General features: G+C 75.5%; 18 protein-coding genes and 1 pseudogene. 9 read left to right on the forward strand and 10 right to left on the reverse strand.

The window, feature by feature from the left end; translation table 11 throughout:
- Positions 1 to 66: 66 nt before the first annotated feature.
- On the forward strand, positions 67 to 282 hold the full coding sequence (locus ABD973_RS03065) for a DUF2087 domain-containing protein (protein ID WP_345504444.1): 216 nt from the start codon (positions 67 to 69) through the stop codon (positions 280 to 282).
- Here the strand turns inward: ABD973_RS03065 and ABD973_RS03070 are convergent.
- Complete coding sequence (locus ABD973_RS03070) at positions 255 to 1,019, reverse strand: metallophosphoesterase (RefSeq protein ID WP_125823342.1); 765 nt, start codon at positions 1,017 to 1,019, stop codon at positions 255 to 257. The genes ABD973_RS03065 and ABD973_RS03070 overlap by 28 nt on opposite strands.
- Positions 1,020 to 1,242: 223 nt before the next feature.
- Between ABD973_RS03070 and ABD973_RS03075 the strand changes: the two are divergent.
- Positions 1,243 to 1,884 (forward strand): annotated as a pseudogene (locus ABD973_RS03075) (phosphoribosyltransferase); the annotation flags it as partial.
- An 11-nt stretch (positions 1,885 to 1,895) separates the two neighbouring features.
- Here ABD973_RS03075 and ABD973_RS03080 read toward each other — a convergent pair.
- The 5 genes from ABD973_RS03080 to ABD973_RS03100 form a co-directional block, all read right to left on the reverse strand.
- Positions 1,896 to 3,332 (reverse strand): dihydrolipoyl dehydrogenase family protein, encoded by a 1,437-nt coding sequence (locus ABD973_RS03080; RefSeq protein ID WP_345498261.1) that lies wholly within the window; start codon positions 3,330 to 3,332, stop codon positions 1,896 to 1,898.
- A 106-nt stretch (positions 3,333 to 3,438) separates the two neighbouring features.
- On the reverse strand, positions 3,439 to 3,831 hold the full coding sequence (locus ABD973_RS03085) for a thioredoxin family protein (protein WP_345498263.1): 393 nt from the start codon (positions 3,829 to 3,831) through the stop codon (positions 3,439 to 3,441).
- 81 nt (positions 3,832 to 3,912) lie between these two features.
- Positions 3,913 to 5,352: an aldehyde dehydrogenase family protein gene (locus ABD973_RS03090; protein ID WP_125823338.1), complete on the reverse strand. Its 1,440-nt coding sequence runs from the start codon at positions 5,350 to 5,352 to the stop codon at positions 3,913 to 3,915.
- Positions 5,353 to 5,514: 162 nt separating this feature from the next.
- The gene (locus tag ABD973_RS03095) at positions 5,515 to 6,714 is read right to left on the reverse strand and encodes a thiolase family protein (RefSeq protein WP_125823337.1); all 1,200 of its coding nucleotides are present in this window, start codon (positions 6,712 to 6,714) and stop codon (positions 5,515 to 5,517) included.
- A 546-nt stretch (positions 6,715 to 7,260) separates the two neighbouring features.
- Positions 7,261 to 8,310 (reverse strand): LacI family DNA-binding transcriptional regulator, encoded by a 1,050-nt coding sequence (locus tag ABD973_RS03100; protein ID WP_345498266.1) that lies wholly within the window; start codon positions 8,308 to 8,310, stop codon positions 7,261 to 7,263.
- 211 nt (positions 8,311 to 8,521) lie between these two features.
- Here ABD973_RS03100 and ABD973_RS03105 point away from each other — a divergent pair, with 211 nt between their 5' ends.
- Positions 8,522 to 9,766: an MFS transporter gene (locus tag ABD973_RS03105; RefSeq protein ID WP_345498268.1), complete on the forward strand. Its 1,245-nt coding sequence runs from the start codon at positions 8,522 to 8,524 to the stop codon at positions 9,764 to 9,766.
- Positions 9,767 to 10,013: 247 nt separating this feature from the next.
- Here the strand turns inward: ABD973_RS03105 and ABD973_RS03110 are convergent, their stop codons facing one another.
- Positions 10,014 to 10,676, reverse strand: a complete 663-nt coding sequence (locus ABD973_RS03110; RefSeq protein ID WP_125823335.1) for a GOLPH3/VPS74 family protein — start codon at positions 10,674 to 10,676, stop codon at positions 10,014 to 10,016.
- A gap of 331 nt (positions 10,677 to 11,007) precedes the next feature.
- Here ABD973_RS03110 and ABD973_RS03115 point away from each other — a divergent pair, with 331 nt between their 5' ends.
- Both ABD973_RS03115 and ABD973_RS03120 read left to right on the forward strand, forming a co-directional pair.
- Positions 11,008 to 12,213 (forward strand): cytochrome P450, encoded by a 1,206-nt coding sequence (locus tag ABD973_RS03115; protein ID WP_425586076.1) that lies wholly within the window; start codon positions 11,008 to 11,010, stop codon positions 12,211 to 12,213.
- Positions 12,214 to 12,508: 295 nt separating this feature from the next.
- Positions 12,509 to 12,973: a type II toxin-antitoxin system PemK/MazF family toxin gene (locus ABD973_RS03120; protein ID WP_125823334.1), complete on the forward strand. Its 465-nt coding sequence runs from the start codon at positions 12,509 to 12,511 to the stop codon at positions 12,971 to 12,973.
- 9 nt (positions 12,974 to 12,982) lie between these two features.
- On the opposite strand, the gene ABD973_RS03125 is transcribed toward ABD973_RS03120, so the two are convergent.
- Positions 12,983 to 13,798: a TIGR02452 family protein gene (locus ABD973_RS03125; RefSeq protein ID WP_125823333.1), complete on the reverse strand. Its 816-nt coding sequence runs from the start codon at positions 13,796 to 13,798 to the stop codon at positions 12,983 to 12,985.
- 108 nt (positions 13,799 to 13,906) lie between these two features.
- Here ABD973_RS03125 and egtA point away from each other — a divergent pair, with 108 nt between their 5' ends.
- Genes egtA through egtD form a run of 4 tightly spaced genes read left to right on the forward strand, consistent with a single transcriptional unit; the run spans position 13,907 to position 18,388 of the window.
- Positions 13,907 to 15,349, forward strand: coding sequence for an ergothioneine biosynthesis glutamate--cysteine ligase EgtA (gene egtA, locus ABD973_RS03130; protein ID WP_345498273.1), 1,443 nt, complete (start codon positions 13,907 to 13,909; stop codon positions 15,347 to 15,349).
- Complete coding sequence (egtB, locus tag ABD973_RS03135) at positions 15,346 to 16,668, forward strand: ergothioneine biosynthesis protein EgtB (protein ID WP_345498275.1); 1,323 nt, start codon at positions 15,346 to 15,348, stop codon at positions 16,666 to 16,668. Before egtA ends, egtB begins: the two co-directional genes overlap by 4 nt.
- Positions 16,668 to 17,426 carry an ergothioneine biosynthesis protein EgtC gene (egtC, locus tag ABD973_RS03140; protein ID WP_345498277.1) on the forward strand — a complete coding sequence of 253 codons (759 nt, stop codon included), beginning with the start codon at positions 16,668 to 16,670 and terminating at the stop codon, positions 17,424 to 17,426. The genes egtB and egtC overlap by 1 nt, the downstream gene beginning before the upstream one ends.
- Complete coding sequence (gene egtD / locus ABD973_RS03145) at positions 17,423 to 18,388, forward strand: L-histidine N(alpha)-methyltransferase (protein ID WP_125604523.1); 966 nt, start codon at positions 17,423 to 17,425, stop codon at positions 18,386 to 18,388. The genes egtC and egtD overlap by 4 nt, the downstream gene beginning before the upstream one ends.
- Here the strand turns inward: egtD and ABD973_RS03150 are convergent.
- Together ABD973_RS03150 and ABD973_RS03155 are read right to left on the reverse strand one after the other, a co-directional pair.
- The gene (locus tag ABD973_RS03150; RefSeq protein WP_345498280.1) at positions 18,280 to 19,242 is read right to left on the reverse strand and encodes a lysophospholipid acyltransferase family protein; all 963 of its coding nucleotides are present in this window, start codon (positions 19,240 to 19,242) and stop codon (positions 18,280 to 18,282) included. The two genes, egtD and ABD973_RS03150, sit on opposite strands and share 109 nt — an antisense overlap.
- A complete protein-coding gene (locus ABD973_RS03155) occupies positions 19,239 to 20,048 on the reverse strand; it encodes a GNAT family N-acetyltransferase (RefSeq protein WP_206436600.1) in 810 nt (269 codons plus the stop codon). The genes ABD973_RS03150 and ABD973_RS03155 overlap by 4 nt, the downstream gene beginning before the upstream one ends.
- Positions 20,049 to 20,211 lie beyond the last annotated feature (163 nt).

The raw sequence follows: 20,211 nt of genomic DNA on the forward strand, positions 1-20,211 counted from the left end.
CGCGACACCGGCCGGCGGGAGCCCCGCGGGGTCGCCGACCTCTTCTCCGGCGGACGCCTCCTCGCCATCCCGCGCAAGGCCGCCCGCCGCGAACAGCTGCTGGAGCACCTGAGCGAGACCCTCTTCGCCGCGGACCGTGAGTACTCGGAGCCCGAGGTGAACGACGCGCTGCGGACCGTGCACGAGGACTGCTCCGCCCTGCGCCGCTACCTGATCACCTCGGGCCGGCTCACCCGGACCCGCGACGGCAGCAGCTACCGCCGGGCGACGACCACCCGGTAATGCGTCGTCAGCCGCCCGTCCCCACCCAGCACGTGGAAGGCGACGGCCGGCGGCTCGTCCAGGTGCACGTGGTGACCGGGGTCCCTCTGCTCCTCCCACGGGAGCCGCAGGGTGGACACCACCCCGGGCGCCACCAGCAGCGGGCGGCCCGCGAAGGTGGTCGCCGCCGCCGTGTGGGCGTGCCCGCACAGGAAGGCGCGCAGGTGGGGGTGGCGCAGGGCCAGCGCCTCCAGGCGTTCCTCGCCGAACTGCCTGATGTCGTCCACGTACGGGGTGTGCAGTGCGACCGGCGGGTGGTGGAAGGCGACCAGGACGGGCACCTCCGGCGGCGTGGCGGTCAGGACGCCGTCGAGCCACTCCAGGGTGGAGTCCTCCAGGTACCCGTGGTGCTCCCCCGGGACCGAGGAGTCGCACACCGCCAGCACGAAGCCCTCGCCCCGCAGCACCTGGTCGACCGGGGCGGCGGAGGGCTCCTCCTCCCCCCGCAGGCCCCGGCGGAAGGCGAGGCGCTCGTCGTGGTTGCCGGGGCAGATCACCAGCGGGTGCCGCGAGGTCAGCAGCTTCCGGGCCTCCTCGTACTCGTCCGGGGTCCCGTTGTCGGTGATGTCCCCGCTGATCAGGACCGCGGCGAGGTCGTACGGGAGGCCGTCCAGGTAGTCCAGCACGGCGCGGGTGCGCTCGGCGGCCCGGGGCCCGCCGTCGAGGTGGACGTCACTGAGGTGGGCTATCACGATCACGGGCGGTGGCTCCTTCGTCGCCGGTCCGGGCCCCGGGGCGTGAGGTGACGATCGGTCACCGTGCCTTCGGGTGGGCTTCGTTCAACCTATCCGACGTGATCAGCGGCGGTTCCGGCGCCCGCACGCCGCTTCGGCCACCCGCCGCCCCCCGGCCGGCTCCGGTTGCGGACGACCCGGGGATGGGGTTCGTTCGAGGGGGACGCCCGGAACGGGGTGAGCGGCTGTGATCTTCACCGACCGTGCGGACGCGGGACGGCGTCTCGCGGACGCGCTGGGCCGGCTGCGGGGCGAGGACCCCGTCGTCCTGGGGCTGCCGCGCGGCGGCGTTCCCGTGGCCTTCGAGGTGGCGCGGGCGCTGGGCGCCGACCTCGACGTGATCGTCGTCCGCAAGCTCGGCGTGCCGCACCACCGCGAGCTGGCCTTCGGCGCCATCGGCGAAGGCGGGGTCCGGGTCCTCAACGAGGACGTCGTCCGCCGCAGCCGCGCCCCGGAGCGGGAACTGGCCGAGGTCGAGCGCGGCGAGGAGGCCGAGCTGGAGCGGCGGGCTCACCGGTTCCGCGAGGGCCGGGCGCGCGTGCCGCTCGACGGCCGGACCGTGGTCCTGGTCGACGACGGGATCGCCACGGGCGCCACGGCCGCGGCCGCCTGCGAGATCGCGCGCGCCGCGGGCGCGGCGCGGGTCGTGCTGGCCGTTCCGGTCGCGCCGCCGGAGGCGGTTCTCCGGCTGCGGGGGGCGGCGGACGAGGTGGTGTGCCTGTCGTCGCCGCCCGCGTTCCGCGCGGTCGGCGAGTGGTACCGGGACTTCTCCCAGACCCCCGACGAGGAGGTCGTGGCCCTGCTCGCCGAGGCGGCGGCCGGGCGCGGGGACGGCGGGGGTCAGCCCCGGTAGGCCTCCAGGAGCCGCAGCCAGAGCTCGCTGATGGTGGGGAAGGCGGGGACCGCGTGCCACAGCCGGTCGATCGGCACCTCCCCCGCCACGGCCACGGTCGCCGCGTGGAGCAGCTCGGCGGCGCCCGGGCCGACGAAGGTGGCGCCCAGCAGCACCTGCCGGTCGAGGTCCACGACCATGCGGGCCCGGCCCCGGTAGCCGTTGGCGTACAGGCCCGCGCCGGACACCTTGCCGAGGTCGACGTCGACGGCGCGGACCCGGTGGCCCGCCCGTTCCGCCTCGGCGAGGGTGGGGCCGACCGCCGCCGCCTCCGGCTCGGTGAAGACGGCCTGCGGGAGGGCCTCCGTGTCGGCGGTCGCCGCGTGCGCGCCCCAGCGGCCCGTGTCCGGGGCCGGGGCACCCGGCCCGGCGGCCCGGGCGACGATGGCGGCGCCCGCGATGCGGGCCTGGTACTTGCCCTGGTGGGTGAGGAGCGCCCGGTGGTTGACGTCCCCGACGGCGTAGAGCCAGTCGTGGCCGGGGACGCGGCAGCTCTCGTCGACCCCGATCCAGTCCCCGGGCGTCAGCCCCACCGTGTCCAGCCCGATGTCCTGCGTACGGGGCGCGCGGCCGGTCGCCATCAGCAGCTCGTCGCCCTCCAGCAGCTCGCCGCCCTCCAGGACCACCGTGACCGGTCCCGCCGGGCCGTCGCGTACGACCGCCTCCACCGCCACCCCGGTACGGACCACCGCGCCGGCCCCGGTCAGCGCTTCGGCGACCAGCTCCCCGGCGAAGGGCTCCATCCGGGGCAGCAGCCCGGAACCCCGTACGAGCACGGTGACCTGCGAGCCGAGGGCCTGCCAGGCGGTGGCCATCTCCGCGGCCACCACCGAACCGCCGACGATCAGCAGCCGCCCGGGCACCTCCCGGGCGGAGGTGGCCTCGCGGCTGGTCCACGCCCCGGCGCCGGCCAGGCCCGGCAGGTCCGGGAGCACGGCCCGGCTGCCGGTGGCGACGACGACGGCGTGCCGGGCCGAGAGCACGTGGTGCACGCCCTCGGGGCTGGTCACGGCCACCTTGCGGATGCCGTAGAGGCGGCCGTGGCCCCGGTAGAGGTGGGCTCCGATGGAGTCGAGCCAGTCGACCTGGCCGTCGTCCTTCCAGTGGCCCGTCCAGTAGTCGCGGTGCGCGAAGACGGCCTCGGCGTCGAGCGGACCGCGGACGGCGTCCGCGAGGCCCGGCACGCGGCGGGCGTCCGCGCGGGCGAGGGCCGGGCGCAGCAGGGCCTTGCTGGGGATACAGGCCCAGTACGAGCACTCCCCGCCGACGAGCTCGCTCTCCACCAGGGCGGTGCTCAGGCCTGCGGCGCGGGTCCGGTCGACGATGTTCTCGCCGGCCGGCCCCCCGCCGAGGACCACGACGTCGTACTCCACGGCTTCGGTCATGCGGTCCAGTGTCCCCTCAACGGCCGGGCCGCGTCCGGCAAGCCGGGCCGTGTCCTGGTGATCAGGCCGAATCGGCCCGCGGCGCCCGGTGCGGTGGTACCACCCTTCAGGCCTCGGGCGTGCCGTGGGCGTCCTGCTCCGACTGGGAGGCGGCGATCTTCGCCCGGATCTCGTCCATGTCGAGGGCGCGGGCCTGCCCGATCAGGTCCGTGAGGGCGGCTTCCGGCAGCGCTCCGGGCTGCGCGAAGATGGCGACCTGGTCACGGACGATCATCAGCGTGGGGATCGAGGTGATCTGGAAGGCCGCGGCCAGCTCCTGCTGGGCCTCGGTGTCCACCTTGGCGAAGACCAGGTCCGGGTTGGCCTCCGCGGCCTTCTCGTAGACCGGCGCGAACTGGAGGCAGGGGCGGCACCAGCCGGCCCAGAAGTCGATCAGCACGAACGGGTTCTCGCTGACCGTCTCGTCGAAGTTCTCCTTGGTGAGCTCGACAGTAGCCACGGTTTCCAGACCTCCTGAATTGCGGGTGTCCTGAAGGAACGACCGGCCGCCCCGCCGCATTCCGCGACCGGGCGGGAACCACTAGAACGGGTGGCCGGGCGCGGTGGTGCGGGCCGTGGTCCAGCGCAGTTCGGTGAAGGCGTCGAGGTTGGCGTCCCCGCCGAACCGGGCACCCGTGCCGGAGGCACCGACGCCGCCGAAGGGGGCCACCGCCTCGTCGTTCACCGTCTGGTCGTTGACGTGCGCGATTCCGGTCGGGATGCGGCCCGCCAGCTCCAGGCCGCGCCCCGCGTCGGCGGTGACGATGCCGAGGGAGAGCCCGTACGGGCCCGCCGAGGCCAGCTCCACCGCCTCGTCCTCGGTCGCGAAGGAGCGTACGGGCGCCACCGGGCCGAACACCTCCTCGGCGTAGGCGGGGGTGTCGTCGGCCACGCCGGCGAGCACCGTCGGCCGGTAGAAGAGCCCCTGGTGGGTGCCGCCCGCGACCAGCTTGGCGCCCTGCTCGACGCTGGCCCCGACCAGGCCGTGGACCCGCTCCAGCTGCGTCCGGTCGAGCAGCGGGCCCAGGTGGACGCGCTCGCGGAAGGGGTCGCCGACGGCGAGGGCCTCGGCGCGGGCGGCGAGCCGCTCCACGTACTCGTCGTAGAGCGAGGTGTGCACGAGGTGGCGCCCGGCGGTCATACAGATCTGGCCCTGGTGGAAGAAGGAGCCCCAGGAGGCCTGCGCGACGGCCGCCTCGACGTCGGCGTCGGCGAGTACGACGAGGGCCGAGTTGCCGCCCAACTCCAGGTGCGCCCGCTTCAGGTGACGGCCCGCCAGCTCGCCGACGGCACGGCCGGCCGCGGTGGACCCGGTGAACGAGACCACGCGCACCAGCGGGTCCTTGACCACCGCGGCGCCCGTGTCGGCCCCGCCAGGCAGTACGTGCAGCAGCCCGGCCGGCAGTCCCGCCGCCGCGAACACGGCGGCCAGGGACAGCCCGCCGCTGACGGCGGTCCTGCGGTCCGGCTTGAGCAGGACGGCGTTGCCGAGCGCGAGGGCGGGGGCGACCGAGCGGATGGAGAGGATCAGCGGGGCGTTGAACGGCGCCACCACCCCGACCACGCCGGCCGGGACCCGGCGGGTGAAGGAGAGCCGGGGCGCCTCGCTCTGCAGCACCTGCCCGGCCGGGCGGGAGGCGAGCGCCGCCGCCTCGTAGCACTCCTGGGCGGCGACGTGCAGTTCGAAGTCGGCCTTGCCGGGTATGGAGCCCGACTCGCGGACCAGCCACTCGCGCAGCTCGTCCGCGTGGGCCGCGAACAGGTCCCCGGCGCGCCGCAGTACGGCCGCCCGTTCCAGGTGGGTCGCGCCCGCCCAGTCGCGCTGCGCGGCCCGGGCCCGTACGGCCGCCTCGGCGACGTCCGCGGGGGCGGCGAGACTGACGGTGGCGAGGGTACGGCCGGTGGCGGGTTCGACGACCGGTGCGGTACCGCCGGTGAGTGTGGGTCCGTCCTGCCAGAGGGTCGGTTCGAGCAGCGGCATGGCGCGGGGCCTCCGGGTGGGGGTGGGCGGGGCGGGGGGCGGCAGCAGGCGCCATCGTGCCAGACCGGGGGCTTCATCTCTGTTGGTTTATAGGGCAGTTGGCAGGACCCCGTGACCGGAAACGATCGACGGGGTCCTGTGGGGTGGTGGTGTGTGGTGCCGTTACCGCTCCAGGACCAGGGCGATGCCCTGGCCGACGCCGATGCACAGCGCCGCCATGCCGGTGCCGGAGCCGGCCGCCGCCAGCTGGTGCGCCACCGAGCCGGCCAGCCGGGCACCGGAGGCGCCGAGCGGGTGGCCGATGGCGATGGCGCCGCCGCGCGGGTTCACGACCGCCGGGTCCAGCTCCGGCCAGGCCGCCAGGCAGCCCAGCGCCTGCGCGGCGAAGGCCTCGTTCAGTTCGAAGGCCGTCAGACCGGAGAGGGAACGGCCCGCCTTGCCGAGGGCACGCTCGACGGCGTCGACCGGGCCGAGGCCGAACAGCTGCGGCTCGATCCCGGTGACGGCGCAGGCGCTGATCCGGGCGAGCGGCTCCCGGCCCGTCGCGGCCAGCCCCTCCTCGTCGGTGAGCAGCAGCGCGGCGGCGCCGTCGTTGAGGGGGGAGGCGTTGGCGGCCGTGACGGTGCCCGAACCGTCCGTCCGGAACGCCGGCTTGAGGCGGGCCAGCGCCTCGGGGGTGGAGCCCTCGCGGATGCACTCGTCGCGCGGGAGGTCCACGCCGGGGTACGGCACGACCTCGCCGTCGTACAGGCCGTCCGCCCAGGCGGCCGCGGCCTTGCGGTGGCTCTCCAGGGCGAAGGCGTCCTGCGCCTCGCGGGAGATGCCGTGCTTGTCGGCGACGAGCTCGGCGCCCTCACCGAGGGAGACCGTCCACTCGGCGGGCATCAGGGGGTTGGTCATGCGCCAGCCGAGGGTGGTGGACCACATCTGCTGGTGCCCGGCGGGGAAGGCGCGCTCGGGCTTCTGCACCACCCAGGGGGCGCGGGACATCGACTCGACACCGCCGGCGATGGCGACGGAGGCGTCGCCGAGGGCGATCGCGCGGGCCGCCTGGATCACGGCCTCCAGGCCGGAACCGCAGAGCCGGTTGACGGTCACGCCGGGAACGGTCACCGGCAGCCCGGCGAGCAGCACGGCCATCCGCGCCACGTCGCGGTTGTCCTCGCCGGCGCCGTTGGCGTCGCCGAAGACGACGTCGTCGATGCGGGCGGGGTCGAGGTCGGGCGTACGGTCCACGAGCGCGCGCACGACGTGCGCGGCGAGGTCGTCGGGGCGGGCCCCGGCGAGGGCTCCGCCGAACTTGCCGATCGGGGTGCGGACGGCGTCGACGACGTAGACGTCGCGGACGGTGCGGGTGCTCATGGCGGCTCTCCTGGGCGGCTCCGTACGGTCGGCGGCGGCCCGGGTGCCGGCGTCGACACCGGGACCCACCCCCGGTCACGCCCGGTGGGGCGCGCCCGCAGTCTCCGCCGAGGCGTCGGGGTGTGTCAACGGTAGCCCTTGCCCTGGCCGGGCGGTGCGCGGGCGGCCCTCGCTGGCCGTGCGGTGCGGCCGGACCCTTGCCCAGGCCGGGCGGTGCGCGGGTGGGCCCTTGCCCAGGCCGGGCGGTGCGTGGCCGGACCCTTGCCCAGGCCGCTGGGGGTCCGGGGGCGGAGCCCCTGGGAAGGGGTCCGGGGGCGGAGCCCCTGGGAAGGGGTCCGGGGGCGGAGCCCCTGGGAAGGGGTCCGGGGGCGGAGCCCCTGGGAAGGGGTCCGGGCGCAGCCCGGGGAACGGTGGAAGGGTGGGTAGGGGACCCCGCCCGCGCAGCGGCCCGGCACCCGCGGACGGCCGGCGGCTACGCGAACCGGCCCCGCCCAGCGGCCCGCTGGCAGCCCGACGGCCCGACGGCCACACGCACGGGGCGGGGCCTCACACGGACGTGGAATCGCGGGGCACCGCCACCGCCGCCATCAGATCGTGCCGCTCCGTGATCTCCGAAGGATCCCGCACCGCCGCGTCCACCAGCCCCGCCAGCCGCTCCCCCGTCGGCAGCTCGATCCGCACCGTGCTCAGCCTCGGCCGCAGCAGCCGCCCGATGAGCAGGTCGTCCGCGCCGATCACCGCCGCGTCCCCGGGGATCCGCACGCCGGCGTCCTGTAGCGCCCGCATCAGCAGCATCGCGTACTCGTCGTTGTACGCGAACACCCCGTCCAGCCCCAGCTCCCCCCACCGCGCGGCCAGTGCCGCCGCCGACTCCTCCGTGTAGGCCATCGGCAGTGCCCGTACGACGTCCGCGCCCGCGACCGATTCGGCGCCCGCCAGCCGGGGTGCGGAGAACAGTTCCAGGCCGTCCTCGCGCGGCACGATCACCCCGATCCGGCGGCGGCCGCGTTCCACCAGGTGCGCGGCGGCGCGGGCGCCCACCTCCGCCTGGTCCATCACGAGGGCGTGCGCGCCCGGGACCGTGTCGGGGCCCATCGTGATGACCGCGCGCGCCCCGGCCCGTTTGAGGGTGGCGACGTTCTGCGGGGACAGGACGGTCTCCCCGAGGGAGATCACCGCCACGGGCCGCAGTTCGGCCCAGGCGCGGGCGGCCTCGTCGCCGCTGAGGCCGAGGCTGCCGTACTGGACCACGGTGTAGTCCCGTCGGCGCAGGGCCCATTGGAGTTCGTTGAGGAAGTTGCTGTAGAGCGGCCCGGCCGGCACGTGCGCGGTGGGCAGCAGCACGATGCGGGTGTGCCCGGCGCGCAGGCTGCGGGCGGCGGCGTGCGGTACGTAGCCCAGTTCCTCGGCGGCCTCGCGGACCCGCCGCCGCGTCGGCTCGCTGATGCGTACGGCTTCCGCGTTGTTCAGGACGTACGAGACGGTCGCGCGCGAGACGCCCGCGAGGCGGGCGACGTCGGCGCTGGTCGGCACGGGTGCCGCCGCGGGCGGTGCGGGCGGGGTGCGCCGGCCCGGCGGGTTCGGTGAGTCAGACATGGCCCGGGCATCTTTCCAGACCGATCGCGTACGGGGGCTGGCGGTTGGCCGGAAACGGGTGCTAGACAGTGCTTACACGTTTCAGTGACACGTGTAACCCCCTCTTCGCCGGCCCCCTCCCAGACGTGCCGCCGCCCCCTCGCACCCCGTCGCACCCCGCCACCCGCGACGGGGCGGCGCACACCCCTCCACCCCTGCCCAGGAGGGCACCATGGCTCTTTCCTCCCCCGGCACCGGCACCGCCGCCGCCACCCCCGACAGACCCTCCCCCGGCCGCGGACTGCTGCCGCTGCTGCTGCTCGGCAACTCCGCGATGTACGCCCTCTACGTCGGCGTCGCCGGCATCCTGCTCGCGCTCCAGGTGGAGCGCGTCGACCCGGTCGACAAGGTCGCCAACTTCGGCCTGATCGCGGGGGTTTCCGCGGTCTTCGCGACGGTGTTCAACCCCGTCGCGGGTGCCCTGTCCGACCGCACCGGACGGCGCAACCCGTGGATCCTCGGCGGCGGGCTCGCAGCGGTGCCGGCGATGCTGCTGCTGGGCCTGGCCGACACGATCCTGCTGATCACCATCGCCTGGTGCCTCGGCCAGGCCGTGATGAACGTCTACCAGGCCGCCATCACCTCCGTCGTCCCCGACCGGGTGCCGGTGAGCGCCCGCGGCAAGGCCTCGGCGGCCGTCGGGCTCGGCCTGCCCCTCGGATCCGTACTGGGCGCGCTGGCCGGGGCGGCCTTCTCGGACGACTTCCGTACCGGCTACCTCGTTTTCGGCGCGATCGTGGCGGCCGCGGCGGTCCTGTTCACCGCCTGCGCCCGTGAGCCGCGGCTGCCGACGCGCGCCCCGCTGCCCGCGCGGGCCCAGCTCGCCGCCTTCGCCGGCGCCCTGCGCGACCACGACTTCCGCTGGGCGTTCATCGGGCGGGCGCTGCTCGTGCTCGGCTACTTCGCGGTGAGCGGGTACCAGCTGTACATCCTCCAGGACCACACCGTGCTGCCCGAGGGGATGGAGCCGGAGGCGGCGGTGGCCCTGCTGATGCCGCTGTCGAGCGTCGCGATGGTCGTCTCCACGGTGGCGGGCGGCTGGCTGTCGGACCGGCTGGACCGGCGCAAGCTGTTCGTGGGGGCCTCGGCGCTGCTGTCGGCGGTCGCGCTCGTCATCCCGGCCGTGTCCGCGAGCTGGGCCGCGATGCTGGCCTTCTCCGTGGTCAACGGCCTGGCGTTCGGCAGCTACATGGCCGTGGACACAGCGCTGGTCACGATGGTCCTGCCGGCCGCCGAGGACGCGGCGCGCGACATGGGCGTCCTCAACATCGCGAACGCCGGTCCGCAGATCGTCGCCCCGTTCGTCGCCTCCGTGGTGGTCTCGGTGAGCGGCGGCTACACCGCGCTGTTCCTCGTCGCCGCCGTGCTGGCGGTGGCGGGGGCGCTGGCGGTCCGCCCGATCCGCGGCGTCCGCTGACCTGTTGGCGATCCGGAAGGAACCGTACGGCGCGCCTGCCCGCGGTCCACGGCCTCATGACCGACCACCCCGCGCCCGCCGCCCGGCCGGGCCACGCCCCCAGCGCGGGGGTACCGACGCCGACCTCGTCGAGCCCCTCCCGCCCGGCACGAAGCCGGAGAGGGCGGCCGGCGCCGCCCACGGGTCCGGGCCGATTCCCCCGCGCCGCGCCTCCCGGACGGGCAGACCGACCGGGCCGGGCCGGGCCTCAGATGAGGATCGTGGTCGTCGTCACCACCGTGACCGCGGTCATCGCCGCCTGCGTGTCGCGGATCGCGGTGCGGACGCTCTCGGCCGCCCACTGGCCCTCGGATATCTCCGCCATCCGCGCTTCCACCGCCTTGCGCGGATCGTCCGGGAAGGCCAGGCCGTGCAGTTTCGCGGAGTGGATCAGCGCGATGAGGCCGGCCGTCCGGGTGTCCGGTTCCGCGCCGCCCAGCACGACGGCGGCGAGGCGGGCGCGCAGTTCGCGTTCGACCGTGCCGTCCGCTTCCGGGTAGCGGCGCACCGGGAACATGCCGAGCACCTTGCGCTTCTCCTCCACGATCACCCCGCGCTCGCACAGCCGCTCCACGGCCGCGGTGACGGCCCTGGGCTGGTCCCTCGTCAGCCAGTCCGTCGCACGGTGCCGTCCGCGTCCCCGCAGCCAGGTCCCGATCAGCTCGACGCGACCGTCGAGCAGCGGCTCCCCGGTCGGACTCGGGTCCGTCACGACGAGCGCCTCGCCACTGACGGAGACCCGCTCGGCCAGGACCAGTTCGAGCAGGAACCCCCCGGCGACGGCCCAGCCGGCCGCCTGCCGCTGCTGCGCCGAGCCGGACTCGTCGTCCAGCGAGAGCAGCACGATCTCCTCCGCCAGTGTGATCGCCATACCGCTACCCCCGCATGCTCCGTGATCGTCCTCTCAACAGGTGAGACGTAGGACGCCCGACAGGAGTTCCCGCCCGGCGCTGACGAGGCCGGGAACCGGGCGGGACTGCCGGGGCCCGGGTCCGCTGACGGACGCGCCGCTCGCCCCCCCGGTACGCAGCGCGGCCGGGCCGTGGACGGGCCGGCACCTCCCACGTAGCCGGGACGGCGTCCTCACGCCGACCGTGGTGTGGTCATCTCGCGCCATCCGAACATCCGTCAAGAGCGGCGTACTGAGGCGTCGTTGACCGCCACAGCCGCCCGTCCTACCTTGCAGGCATCTGCTCGCGACCTTGGAGGTCGACGTGACGGCCACCGGCTCCACCCCCCTCTCCTACCCCTTCAACACGGCCGAAGGACTCCGGCTCGCCGAGGAGTACGAGCGCGTCCGCGGCCTGCCCGGCCTCTTACGCGTACGGATGCCGTACGGCGAGGAGGCCTGGCTCGTCACCCGGTACGCGGACGCCCGCCTCGTGCTCGGTGACGCGCGGTTCAGCCGCGCCGCGGCGGCCGCCCGCGACGAACCCCGGCAGTCCGAGGGCCGCGGCGGGTCCGGCATCCTCGGCATGGATCCTCCGGACCACACCCGGCTGCGGTCCCTGGTGGCCAAGGCCTTCACCGTCCGGCAGGTCGAGAAGCTGCGCCCCCAGGTGCGCGCGCTCACCGCGGAGCTGCTCGACGAACTGGAGGCGGCAGGCCCCCCGGTCGACCTCGTGGACCGCTTCGCGCTGCCCGTCCCGGTGGCCGTGATCTGCCGGCTGCTGGGCGTGCCGGTCGAGGACCGGCCGCGCTTTCGGGTGTGGAGCGACGCGGCGCTCTCGACCAGCTCGCTGACGGCCGAGGAGTTCGGCGCCAATCTGGAGGAACTGCGCGGCTACATGGCCGGGCTGATAGAACTGCACCGCCGGCAGCCGCGGGACGACCTGATGACGGCCCTCATCGAGGCCCGCGACGGTGACGACGACCGGCTCTCCGAGCCGGAGCTCGTCGACCTGTGCGTCGGGGTCCTGGTCGCCGGGCACGAGACGACGGCCTCCCAGATCCCCAACTTCGTCCTCACCCTGCTGGACCACCCGGACCAGCTGGCGCTGCTGCGCCGCGATCCCGGTCTGATCGCCCCGGCGGTGGAGGAACTCCTTCGGTTCGTGCCGCTGGGCCGCGGGGCGAGCCAGGCCCGTTACGCCACCGAGGACGTCGAGGTCGGCGGCACGCTCGTCAGGGCCGGGGAGCCGGTCCTCGTCGCGACGGGCGCCGCGAACCGTGACGCACTGCGCTTCACCGCACCCGGCGTCCTCGACATCCGGCGCGCCTCCAACCAGCACCTCGGTTTCGGCCACGGCGTCCACCACTGCCTGGGCGCCCAGCTGGCCCGCATGGAACTCCAGGAGGCGCTGGCGGCGCTGCTGGCGCGCTTCCCGGGCCTGAAGGTCGTGGGGGACGTCGTCTGGAAGACGGAGATGCTGGTGCGCGGGGCGCGCGTCATGCCGATCGGCTGGTGAGCGCCGCGGCCAGCCGCGCCACGCCGAAGGCTCCGCGTACGCGCGGGTCGCGGACTCCGTGGCTTCGGAGGCCCGTTCGAGGAGGGTGGGTGTGCAGCTCTTCGGCGCGGCCCGAGTCGGCTGCCGGCAGTCCCCCGCGCGCGCGGGGCACGCCCCTGCTTCCCGCCGTCCGTTCCCGCGGTGGGACCCCACCGCCGAGAGGCGCAGCGGTCGCGTGCGGCGCCCGGTGAACGGCTGCCGTGCGCCCCGCCGGGGCCGGCACGGCGGGGCCCCGAAGCCTAGTACTCTCCGCGAAATGACGGCACTCTCACACCACGGCAGCAGCCACGTCGAGCAGCCCGGACGGGGCGGTCCGACGGCCACCACCGAGGCCGATCCGCGCGCCATCGGCCCGGTCCGCACCGAGTACGCGCCCGACCCGGACGGGGATCCGGACCCGGGGGAGATCGTGTGGACCTGGGTGCCCTTCGAGGAGAACGACGGGCGGGGCAAGGACCGGCCGGTGCTGGTGGTCGCGCGGGAGGCGGGCGGGGCGACGCTGCTCGCCGTCCAGCTATCCAGCAAGCGGCACGACCACGACCGGGAGTGGGTGGCGATCGGCTCGGGCCCCTGGGACGGTGCGGGCCGGGAGTCCTGGGTGGCCCTGGACCGGGTACTGCGGGTCCACGAGGCGGGCATGCGCCGGGAGGCCTGCGCGCTGGACCTGGCCCGCTTCCGCCTGGTGGTGGACCGGCTGCGCGTCCTGTACGGCTGGCAGTAGCCGCCGGGGTCAGTGGGGGGCGAAGGCCGCGGTGAAGGTTTCGCGGGTGCGGGGGTCGCGGTCCAGGATCCCGAACGCGACCCGCTCGAAGGTCCCCGCGAAGCGGCCGGTCAGGGCCGCGCGGAAGGCCTCCGCCACCTGCGCCGGGTCGTTGCGGAACACCCCGCACCCCCACGCGCCCAGCACCAGCCGCCGGTACCCGTGCAGCGCGGCCACCTCCAGGACCAGCCCGGCGCGCCGGGCCAGGGCGGCCGGGATCTCGTGCGCGCGCTCCGGTTCCTGGCGGCGGATGGTGCCCGCGTTCGGGGCGGGAGAGGTGAGGAACCCGGCCCGGAAGGGGGTGTCCAGCAGTTCGCCCCGGTCGTCGCGGAAGACCGGTACCCCGGGGGAGTGAATCACCCGGTCGGTGTAGAAGGTGCTCTTTCCCGCCCGGTGGACCTCGTAGTACTCCGGGGCCTCCAGCAGGGTCTCGTACAGGGCCGAGGCGCGGCACAGCGCCTCCTCCTGGGCCTTGGCGCCGCGGACGTACCCGCCCCCGGGATTGCGGGCCGAGGCGAAGTTCAGGACCGCCACGCCGCCCTCCGCCGCGAGGCGGCGCGCGGCGACCGTGCTGCTCTCCCCGGTGACCTCGAAGACCGTCGTACGGCCTCCCCCAACGGGCTCTTCGCCCGGTATGACCCGGTTCGGGCCGTATATCCTGGTTCCGGCCTTGGCTTCCGCCAGGTCGGCGGCGAGACAGACACGCCGCCCCGACCGCGTCCGGTACTCCCCGGACGCCGCGATCAACGCGTTTTCCCGCGCGATCTCGCGCAATCTGCTGCTCACGCCGCAATCCTGGGCCCCGGAACGGGAAACGGCAAAGGAATTAGCGCTCCGATGAGGGGTAGGGCACGGGTGACATCACGGCCGACGACAGGAGACGAGGTTCCGGTCATGCCCGAGAACTCGCCCGCTCCATCAGCCCCGAACGCCGAAGACGACCCCCTGACCGAAGCGGCCGCCGAGGACATCGTCCACGGCATCTGCTTCAAGACCGGACCGCCGCGCCTCCTCGGTGCCGAGCTCGAATGGCTCGTCCTGGACGCCGAACGGCCCTGGCTGCCCCTGCCCCCCGAGAGGCTGAACGCCGCCCACGCGGCAGCCCGCGCACTGCCCCTGAACTCCCGGCTCACCGTCGAGCCCGGCGGCCAGCTGGAACTCAGCTCGGCCCCCGCCGACTCCCTCACCGCCTGCCTGGACGGCCTGCGGGCCGATCTCACCGCGGTCCGCGGCGCCTTGGACGCCCAGGGCCTCGTCCTGCGCGGCCTCGGCCAGGACCCCCGCACGCAGCTCGAGCGGCTGCTGTCCAGCCCGCGCTACGACGCGATGGAGGCCCACTTCGACCGGACCGGCCCCGCCGGGCGCGCCATGATGCGCTCCTCCGCCTCCGTGCAGGTCTGCGTGGACGCCGGCCACGAGGAGCCCGGCCCGCTCGGGTACGGGCGGCGCTGGCACCTCGCCCATCTGCTGGGTGCCGTACTGGTCGCCGTCTTCGCCAACTCCCCCGGCCGCCGCGACGGCCCCTACCGGGGCTGGCGGTGCGCGCGGCAGGGCATCTGGAGCGACATCGACCCGCGGCGCGCGCTGGCCCCGCCCCTGGCGTCCGAGCCCCGGGCCGGCTGGGTCCGGCACGCCCTGGACACCGAGGTGATGTGCGTACGCGCGCCCGGTGACGGCCCCTGGACGGTGCCGAGCGGGCTGAGCTTCCGCGAATGGCTGCGCGCGGGGCCGCGTACGGCCGCCGGGCGCAGGCCCACCGCCGAGGACCTGGAGTACCACCTCACCACCCTCTTCCCGCCCGTCCGGCCGCGCGGCCACCTGGAGCTGCGGATGATCGACGCGCAGCCGGGCGAGGACGGCTGGCTGGTCCCGGTCGCGCTCGTGCACGCGCTCTTCGACGACCCCGGGGCCGCCGAGACCGCCTACCGGGCGGTGAAGGCGCTGGCCGACGCGTACGGATCCCAGTGCGCGCCGCGCAACCGCCTGTGGCGGACCGCCGCCCGGTCGGGGCTCGCGGATCCGGAGCTGCGCACGGCCGCCGCCGTGTGCTTCCGGGCGGCGGCCGAGGCGCTGCCCCGGCTCGGCGCGGGCAGGGAGGTCCAGGACGCGGTGGGCGCCTTCGCGGACCGCTACGTGCGGCGCGGGCGCTGCCCCGCCGACGACGCCGAAGCCGAGGCCGAATCCGAATCCGGAGCCGGCGCCGAGTCCGGAGCCGGCGGCAGAGCCGGAGCAGCGGCCCGAGCCGTCAAGCCCCACGCCACCGCCACCGCCACCGCCGGAGTCGGCGCGGGGGAACACCGGCGCCGTCCGACCGTCGCGAAGGGACCCCGCCCGTGACCGCCGAGACCCGCCCCGGAATCCACCCCGAGCTGCTGCGCGAGCGCGCCGCCGCCGCCCTGACCGCCGCCCGGGCCCGTACCGCGGCGCTGACCGACGCGGTGAGCGACCAGGACCTGACCGCGCAGCACTCCCCCCTGATGTCACCGCTGGTCTGGGACCTGGCGCACATCGGGAACCAGGAGGAGCTGTGGCTGCTGGGCCGGGTGGCCGGCCGGGAGTCCATGCACCCGGAGATCGACTCCCTGTACGACGCCTTCGAGCATCCCCGCTCCGAGCGGCCGAAGCTGCCCCTGCTGGGCCCGGAGGCGGCCCGCCGCTACGCGGCGGAGGTGCGCGGCCGCGTCCTCGGGCTGCTGGAGCGCACTCCGCTGGAGGGCACGGCGCTGCTCGACGAGGGCTTCGTGTTCGGGATGATCGCCCAGCACGAACAGCAGCACGACGAGACGATGCTGATCACCCATCAGCTGCGGGCCGGCGCTCCGGTGCTGACCGCCCCGGACCCGGATCCGCCGCAGGGCCCCCCGCCCCCGGCGGCCGAAGTCCTCGTGCCGGGCGGACCGTTCACCATGGGCACCTCCACCGAGCCCTGGGCCCTGGACAACGAACGGCCGGCGCACGTGCGGGAGGTGGCGGCCTTCCGGATCGACACGGTCCCGGTGACCAACGCCGCCTACCAGGCCTTCATCGCGGACGGCGGCTACCGCGAGCCCCGCTGGTGGGCCCCCGAGGGCTGGGAGCAGATCCGGGCGCACGACATCGGGGCGCCGCTGTTCTGGCACCGCGAGGGCGGCCAGTGGCTGCGCCGCCGGTTCGGGGTGACCGAGCCCGTACCCGATGAAGAACCGGTTCTGCACGTCAGCTGGTACGAGGCCGACGCGTACGCCCGCTGGGCGGGCCGCCGGCTGCCGACCGAGGCGGAGTGGGAGAAGGCCGCCCGCCACGACCCGGCCTCCGGCCGCTCTCGCCGCTACCCCTGGGGCGACGCCGACCCCACCCCCGCCCACGCCAACCTGGGCCAGCGCCACCTGCGCCCCTCCGCGGCGGGCGGCTACCCCGCCGGGGCCTCCCCTCTGGGTGTGCGCCAGCTGATCGGCGACGTGTGGGAGTGGACGGCCTCGGACTTCCTGCCCTACCCGGGCTTCCGCGCCTTCCCCTACCGGGAGTACTCGGAGGTGTTCTTCGGCCCGGAGCACAAGGTGCTGCGCGGCGGCTCCTTCGCCGTGGACCCGGTGGCCTGCCGGGGCACCTTCCGCAACTGGGACCTGCCCGTGCGGCGGCAGATCTTCTCCGGCTTCCGCACCGCGAGGGACGCCTGATGTGCCGTCACCTCGCCTACCTGGGGCCGCCCGTGGCGCTGGAACGGCTGCTGAGCGAGCCCGAGCACTCCCTGGTCCGCCAGTCCTGGCAACCGCGCCGCCAGCGGTTCGGCACCGTCAACGCGGACGGCTTCGGCCTCGGCTGGTACGCCGAGGGCGACCCGGTCCCGGCCCGCTACCGGCGCGCCGGGCCCGTCTGGGGCGACCTCACCTTCGCCGACCTCGCCCGCGTGGTGCGCAGCGGCGCCTTCCTGGCCGCCGTACGCGACGCCACGCTGCCGGGCGCGGACGGGGAGGCCGCCGCGGCGCCCTTCGCCTCGGGCCCGTGGCTGTTCAGCCACAACGGGGCCGTGCGCGACTGGCCCGACGCGGCGGGGCCGCTCGCCGCCGCCCTGCCGCCCCCGGAGCTGCTCCAGCTGGCCGCCCGCACGGACTCGGCGCTGGTATGGGCGCTGGTGCTGCGCCGGCTGCGGGAGGGAGACGACATCGGCACCGCCCTGGCCGAGCCGGTCCGCGAGCTGTCCGAGGCGGCCCCCGGCTCCCGGCTGAACCTGCTGCTCACGGACGGCGCCACGATCGCGGCGACCGCCTGGGGCGACTCCCTGTGGTACCTGGCCGAACCGGCGGCGGGGCGCGTGGTCGTGGCGTCCGAGCCGCACGACGACGACGCCCGCTGGTGCGAGGTGCCCGACCGGACCCTGCTGACCGCCACCCGCACGCGGGTCGCCCTGACCCCCCTCAAGGAGACCTCCCCGTGAGCGATTTCCAGTTGACCCGGACCCTGGACGAGCACGCCGCCGAGAAGGCGCTGCGCGCCGACGTTCTCGACGGCCTGACGCGCTTCCCCAAGGAGCTGCCGCCGAAGTGGTTCTACGACGCCCGCGGCAGTGAACTCTTCGAGGAGATCACCCGGTTGCCGGAGTACTACCCGACCCGGGCCGAGCGGGAGATCCTGCTCGAGCGGGCCGGGGAGATCGCGGCGGTGAGCGGGGCCCGCACCCTGGTGGAGCTGGGCTCCGGCTCCTCGGAGAAGACCCGGCACCTGATCGAGGCGATGCCCGCGCTGCGGACGTACGTGCCGGTGGACGTGAGCGAGAGCGCCCTCGTCGGCGCGGGCGAGCTGCTGCCCGCGCAGCATCCGGGCCTGCGGGTGCACGCGCTGCTGGCCGACTTCACCAAGCCGCTGCACCTGCCGGACTCCGAGGGGCCCCGGCTGGTGGTGTTCCTGGGCGGCACGATCGGGAACCTGCTGCCGCCGGAGCGGGCGGCGTTCCTGGCGTCCGTGCGGGCGATGCTGTCGCCCGGGGACGCGCTGCTGCTCGGCACCGACCTGGTGAAGGACGAGGCCGTGCTGGTGGCCGCGTACGACGACGCGCGGGGGGTGACCGCCGAGTTCAACAAGAACGTGCTGGCGGTGATCGACCGCGAGCTGGGCGCGGACTTCCACACCGCCGACTTCGACCACGTGGCGGTGTGGAACCGGGAGCACGAGTGGATCGAGATGCGCCTGCGGGCCCGGCAGGCGGTGACGGTCAAGGTCCGGGCGCTGGACCTGCTGGTGCCGTTCGAGGCGGGCGAGGACATCCTGACGGAGGTCTCCGCGAAGTTCCGTCAGGACGGGGTGCGCAAGGAACTGGCGGAAGCGGGCCTGGAACTGGCGCACTGGTGGACGGACGCGGCGGGCCGCTTCGCGTTGTCCCTCTCGGTGGCCGAGGGCTGATCCGGCTCCCCGCCGGGCCGCTGCTGTCCGGGTACGCCGGTCAGCAGCGGCCGTTCCCGCCCGGTGGTGCCGAGTACGGCCTCCCGCGCGGCCGCCGCCAGCGCGCGGCGGTCGGCGTGGCGGCCCGGCGGGATGCGCGGCAGCAGCCGGACCTCGGCCCGCACCCCGCGCGCCCGGGCGATCCGCCACAGGGAGGCGGTCAGCGGGTCGTCCCCGACGAAGGCCGGCGCCCCGGCGAGCGATCCGTCCGCCAGCCGGTACCCGATCCGCAGGGGCTGTACGGGTACCCGCGCGTCCAGCGCCGACTGGAACGCTGCCCGCCGGAAGGGCCCCTGGGCGCGCCCGCACCAGGTGGAGCCCTCGGGGAAGACGGTGACCCGGTCCCCGGCCCGCATCGCCCCGGCGAGGGCCGCGACGGTGCGGGGCAGGGCCCGGATCCGGTCGCGTTCGATGAACAGGGTGCCCGCCCGGGCGGCGAGCGGGCCGAGCACCGGCCAGGCGCCGATCTCGCTCTTGGCCAGCATCCGGCTGGGCAGGACGGCGGCGACGAGCGGGACGTCCAGCCAGGAGATGTGGTTGGCCACGATCAGGCCGCCCCCGGCCGGGCCCGGGCTGCCGTGCACGGTGATCCGTACGCCCATGGACCGGACGAGCGCGGCGGACCAGGCCCGGACCAGGGCGCGCCGGGGCCCGGCGGGGAGCAGCCGGACCGCCGGGGCGGCCGGGACGGCGAGCAGGACCAGGGCGAGGGCCGTGGCGAGCCGCAGCACGGCCCGGACCGCGCCGGCGGGGCGCCCCGGCTGGTGGGCGCAGGCCCCGGGGGTGCAGGGCGAGGTGGGCAGCCAGGTGTTCATGCGCCCGGGGCGAGCGAGAGGAAGTGGTTCAGGTAGCGCGGGTTGGTCCGGCGCAGGGAGAGCAGCACGTACAGGTCGGCGCAGCCGAACTCGGCGTCGAAGGCGGGCTCCCCGCAGACCCAGGCGCCGAGGCGGAGGTAGCCGCGCAGCAGGGGCGGCAGCTCCGTGCGGCCGGGGACGGTGATCGCGCCGGGGCTCCAGGGCAGGTGCGGGGTGACGCGGTACTCCTGCGGGGCGAGGTTGCGGGTGAGAACGGCCTCGCGGGTGGCGGCGGCGAGCACCCCGCCGTCGGCCAGCGGTATCGAGCAGCAGCCGGCGAGCCAGTTGTGGCCGGTGCGCTCCATGTAGCGGGCCAGGCCGGCCCAGATCAGGGCGATGACGGCGCCGTTGCGGTGGTCGGGGTGGACGCAGGAGCGGCCGACCTCGACCAGGTCGGGGCGGATCGGGGCGAGGGCGGAGAGGTCGAACTCGCCCTCGGAGTAGAGGCGTCCGGCGACGGCGGCGCGCTCCGGCGGCAGCAGCCGGTAGGTGCCGACGACCTGCCCGGTCTCCTCGTCGAGGACGAGGAGGTGGTCGCAGTAGGCGTCGAAGGCGTCGGCGTCCAGGCCGGGCTCGGGGCCGTCGAGGCGGGCGCCGAGCTCTCCGGCGAAGACCTGGTGGCGCAGCCGCTGGGCGGCGCGGACCTCGTCCTCGTCGCGGGCGAGGCGGACGGTGTAGCGGGGGGTGGCGGGGGCCTCGGGGGCCGTGGGGGCGGCGACCGGGGCCGGGTGTGCGAGGGGGGACGGGGACAGGGGGGCGATGGTCATGGCTGCTCCTGGTCCGGGCACGGGGAGCCGGGTCCGCGGGTGGCGGGCCCGGCTCCTCTACTTCTTCCGTGACCGGCTGGATTCGACATGGCCGACCGGCGGCCCCCGGATGTGCGGAGGCTGAACTCGGCGGTCGGCGCCGCGGCGGGTCCCCCGCCCGCGG

The organism is Streptomyces racemochromogenes (assembly GCF_039535215.1).
In the GTDB taxonomy this organism is placed as follows: domain Bacteria; phylum Actinomycetota; class Actinomycetes; order Streptomycetales; family Streptomycetaceae; genus Streptomyces; species Streptomyces racemochromogenes.

Coding starts and splice junctions, on each gene's coding strand:
- ABD973_RS03110 (WP_125823335.1), bottom strand. CDS start 10,676: ATGGCGATCACACTGGCGGAGGAGATCGTGCTGCTCTCGCTGGACGAC.
- ABD973_RS03090 (WP_125823338.1), bottom strand. CDS start 5,352: ATGCCGCTGCTCGAACCGACCCTCTGGCAGGACGGACCCACACTCACC.
- ABD973_RS03155 (WP_206436600.1), bottom strand. CDS start 20,048: ATGACCATCGCCCCCCTGTCCCCGTCCCCCCTCGCACACCCGGCCCCG.
- egtA (WP_345498273.1), top strand. CDS start 13,907: ATGCCCGAGAACTCGCCCGCTCCATCAGCCCCGAACGCCGAAGACGAC.
- ABD973_RS03080 (WP_345498261.1), bottom strand. CDS start 3,332: ATGACCGAAGCCGTGGAGTACGACGTCGTGGTCCTCGGCGGGGGGCCG.
- ABD973_RS03150 (WP_345498280.1), bottom strand. CDS start 19,242: ATGAACACCTGGCTGCCCACCTCGCCCTGCACCCCCGGGGCCTGCGCC.
- ABD973_RS03095 (WP_125823337.1), bottom strand. CDS start 6,714: ATGAGCACCCGCACCGTCCGCGACGTCTACGTCGTCGACGCCGTCCGC.
- ABD973_RS03120 (WP_125823334.1), top strand. CDS start 12,509: ATGACGGCACTCTCACACCACGGCAGCAGCCACGTCGAGCAGCCCGGA.
- ABD973_RS03100 (WP_345498266.1), bottom strand. CDS start 8,310: ATGTCTGACTCACCGAACCCGCCGGGCCGGCGCACCCCGCCCGCACCG.
- egtC (WP_345498277.1), top strand. CDS start 16,668: ATGTGCCGTCACCTCGCCTACCTGGGGCCGCCCGTGGCGCTGGAACGG.
- ABD973_RS03105 (WP_345498268.1), top strand. CDS start 8,522: ATGGCTCTTTCCTCCCCCGGCACCGGCACCGCCGCCGCCACCCCCGAC.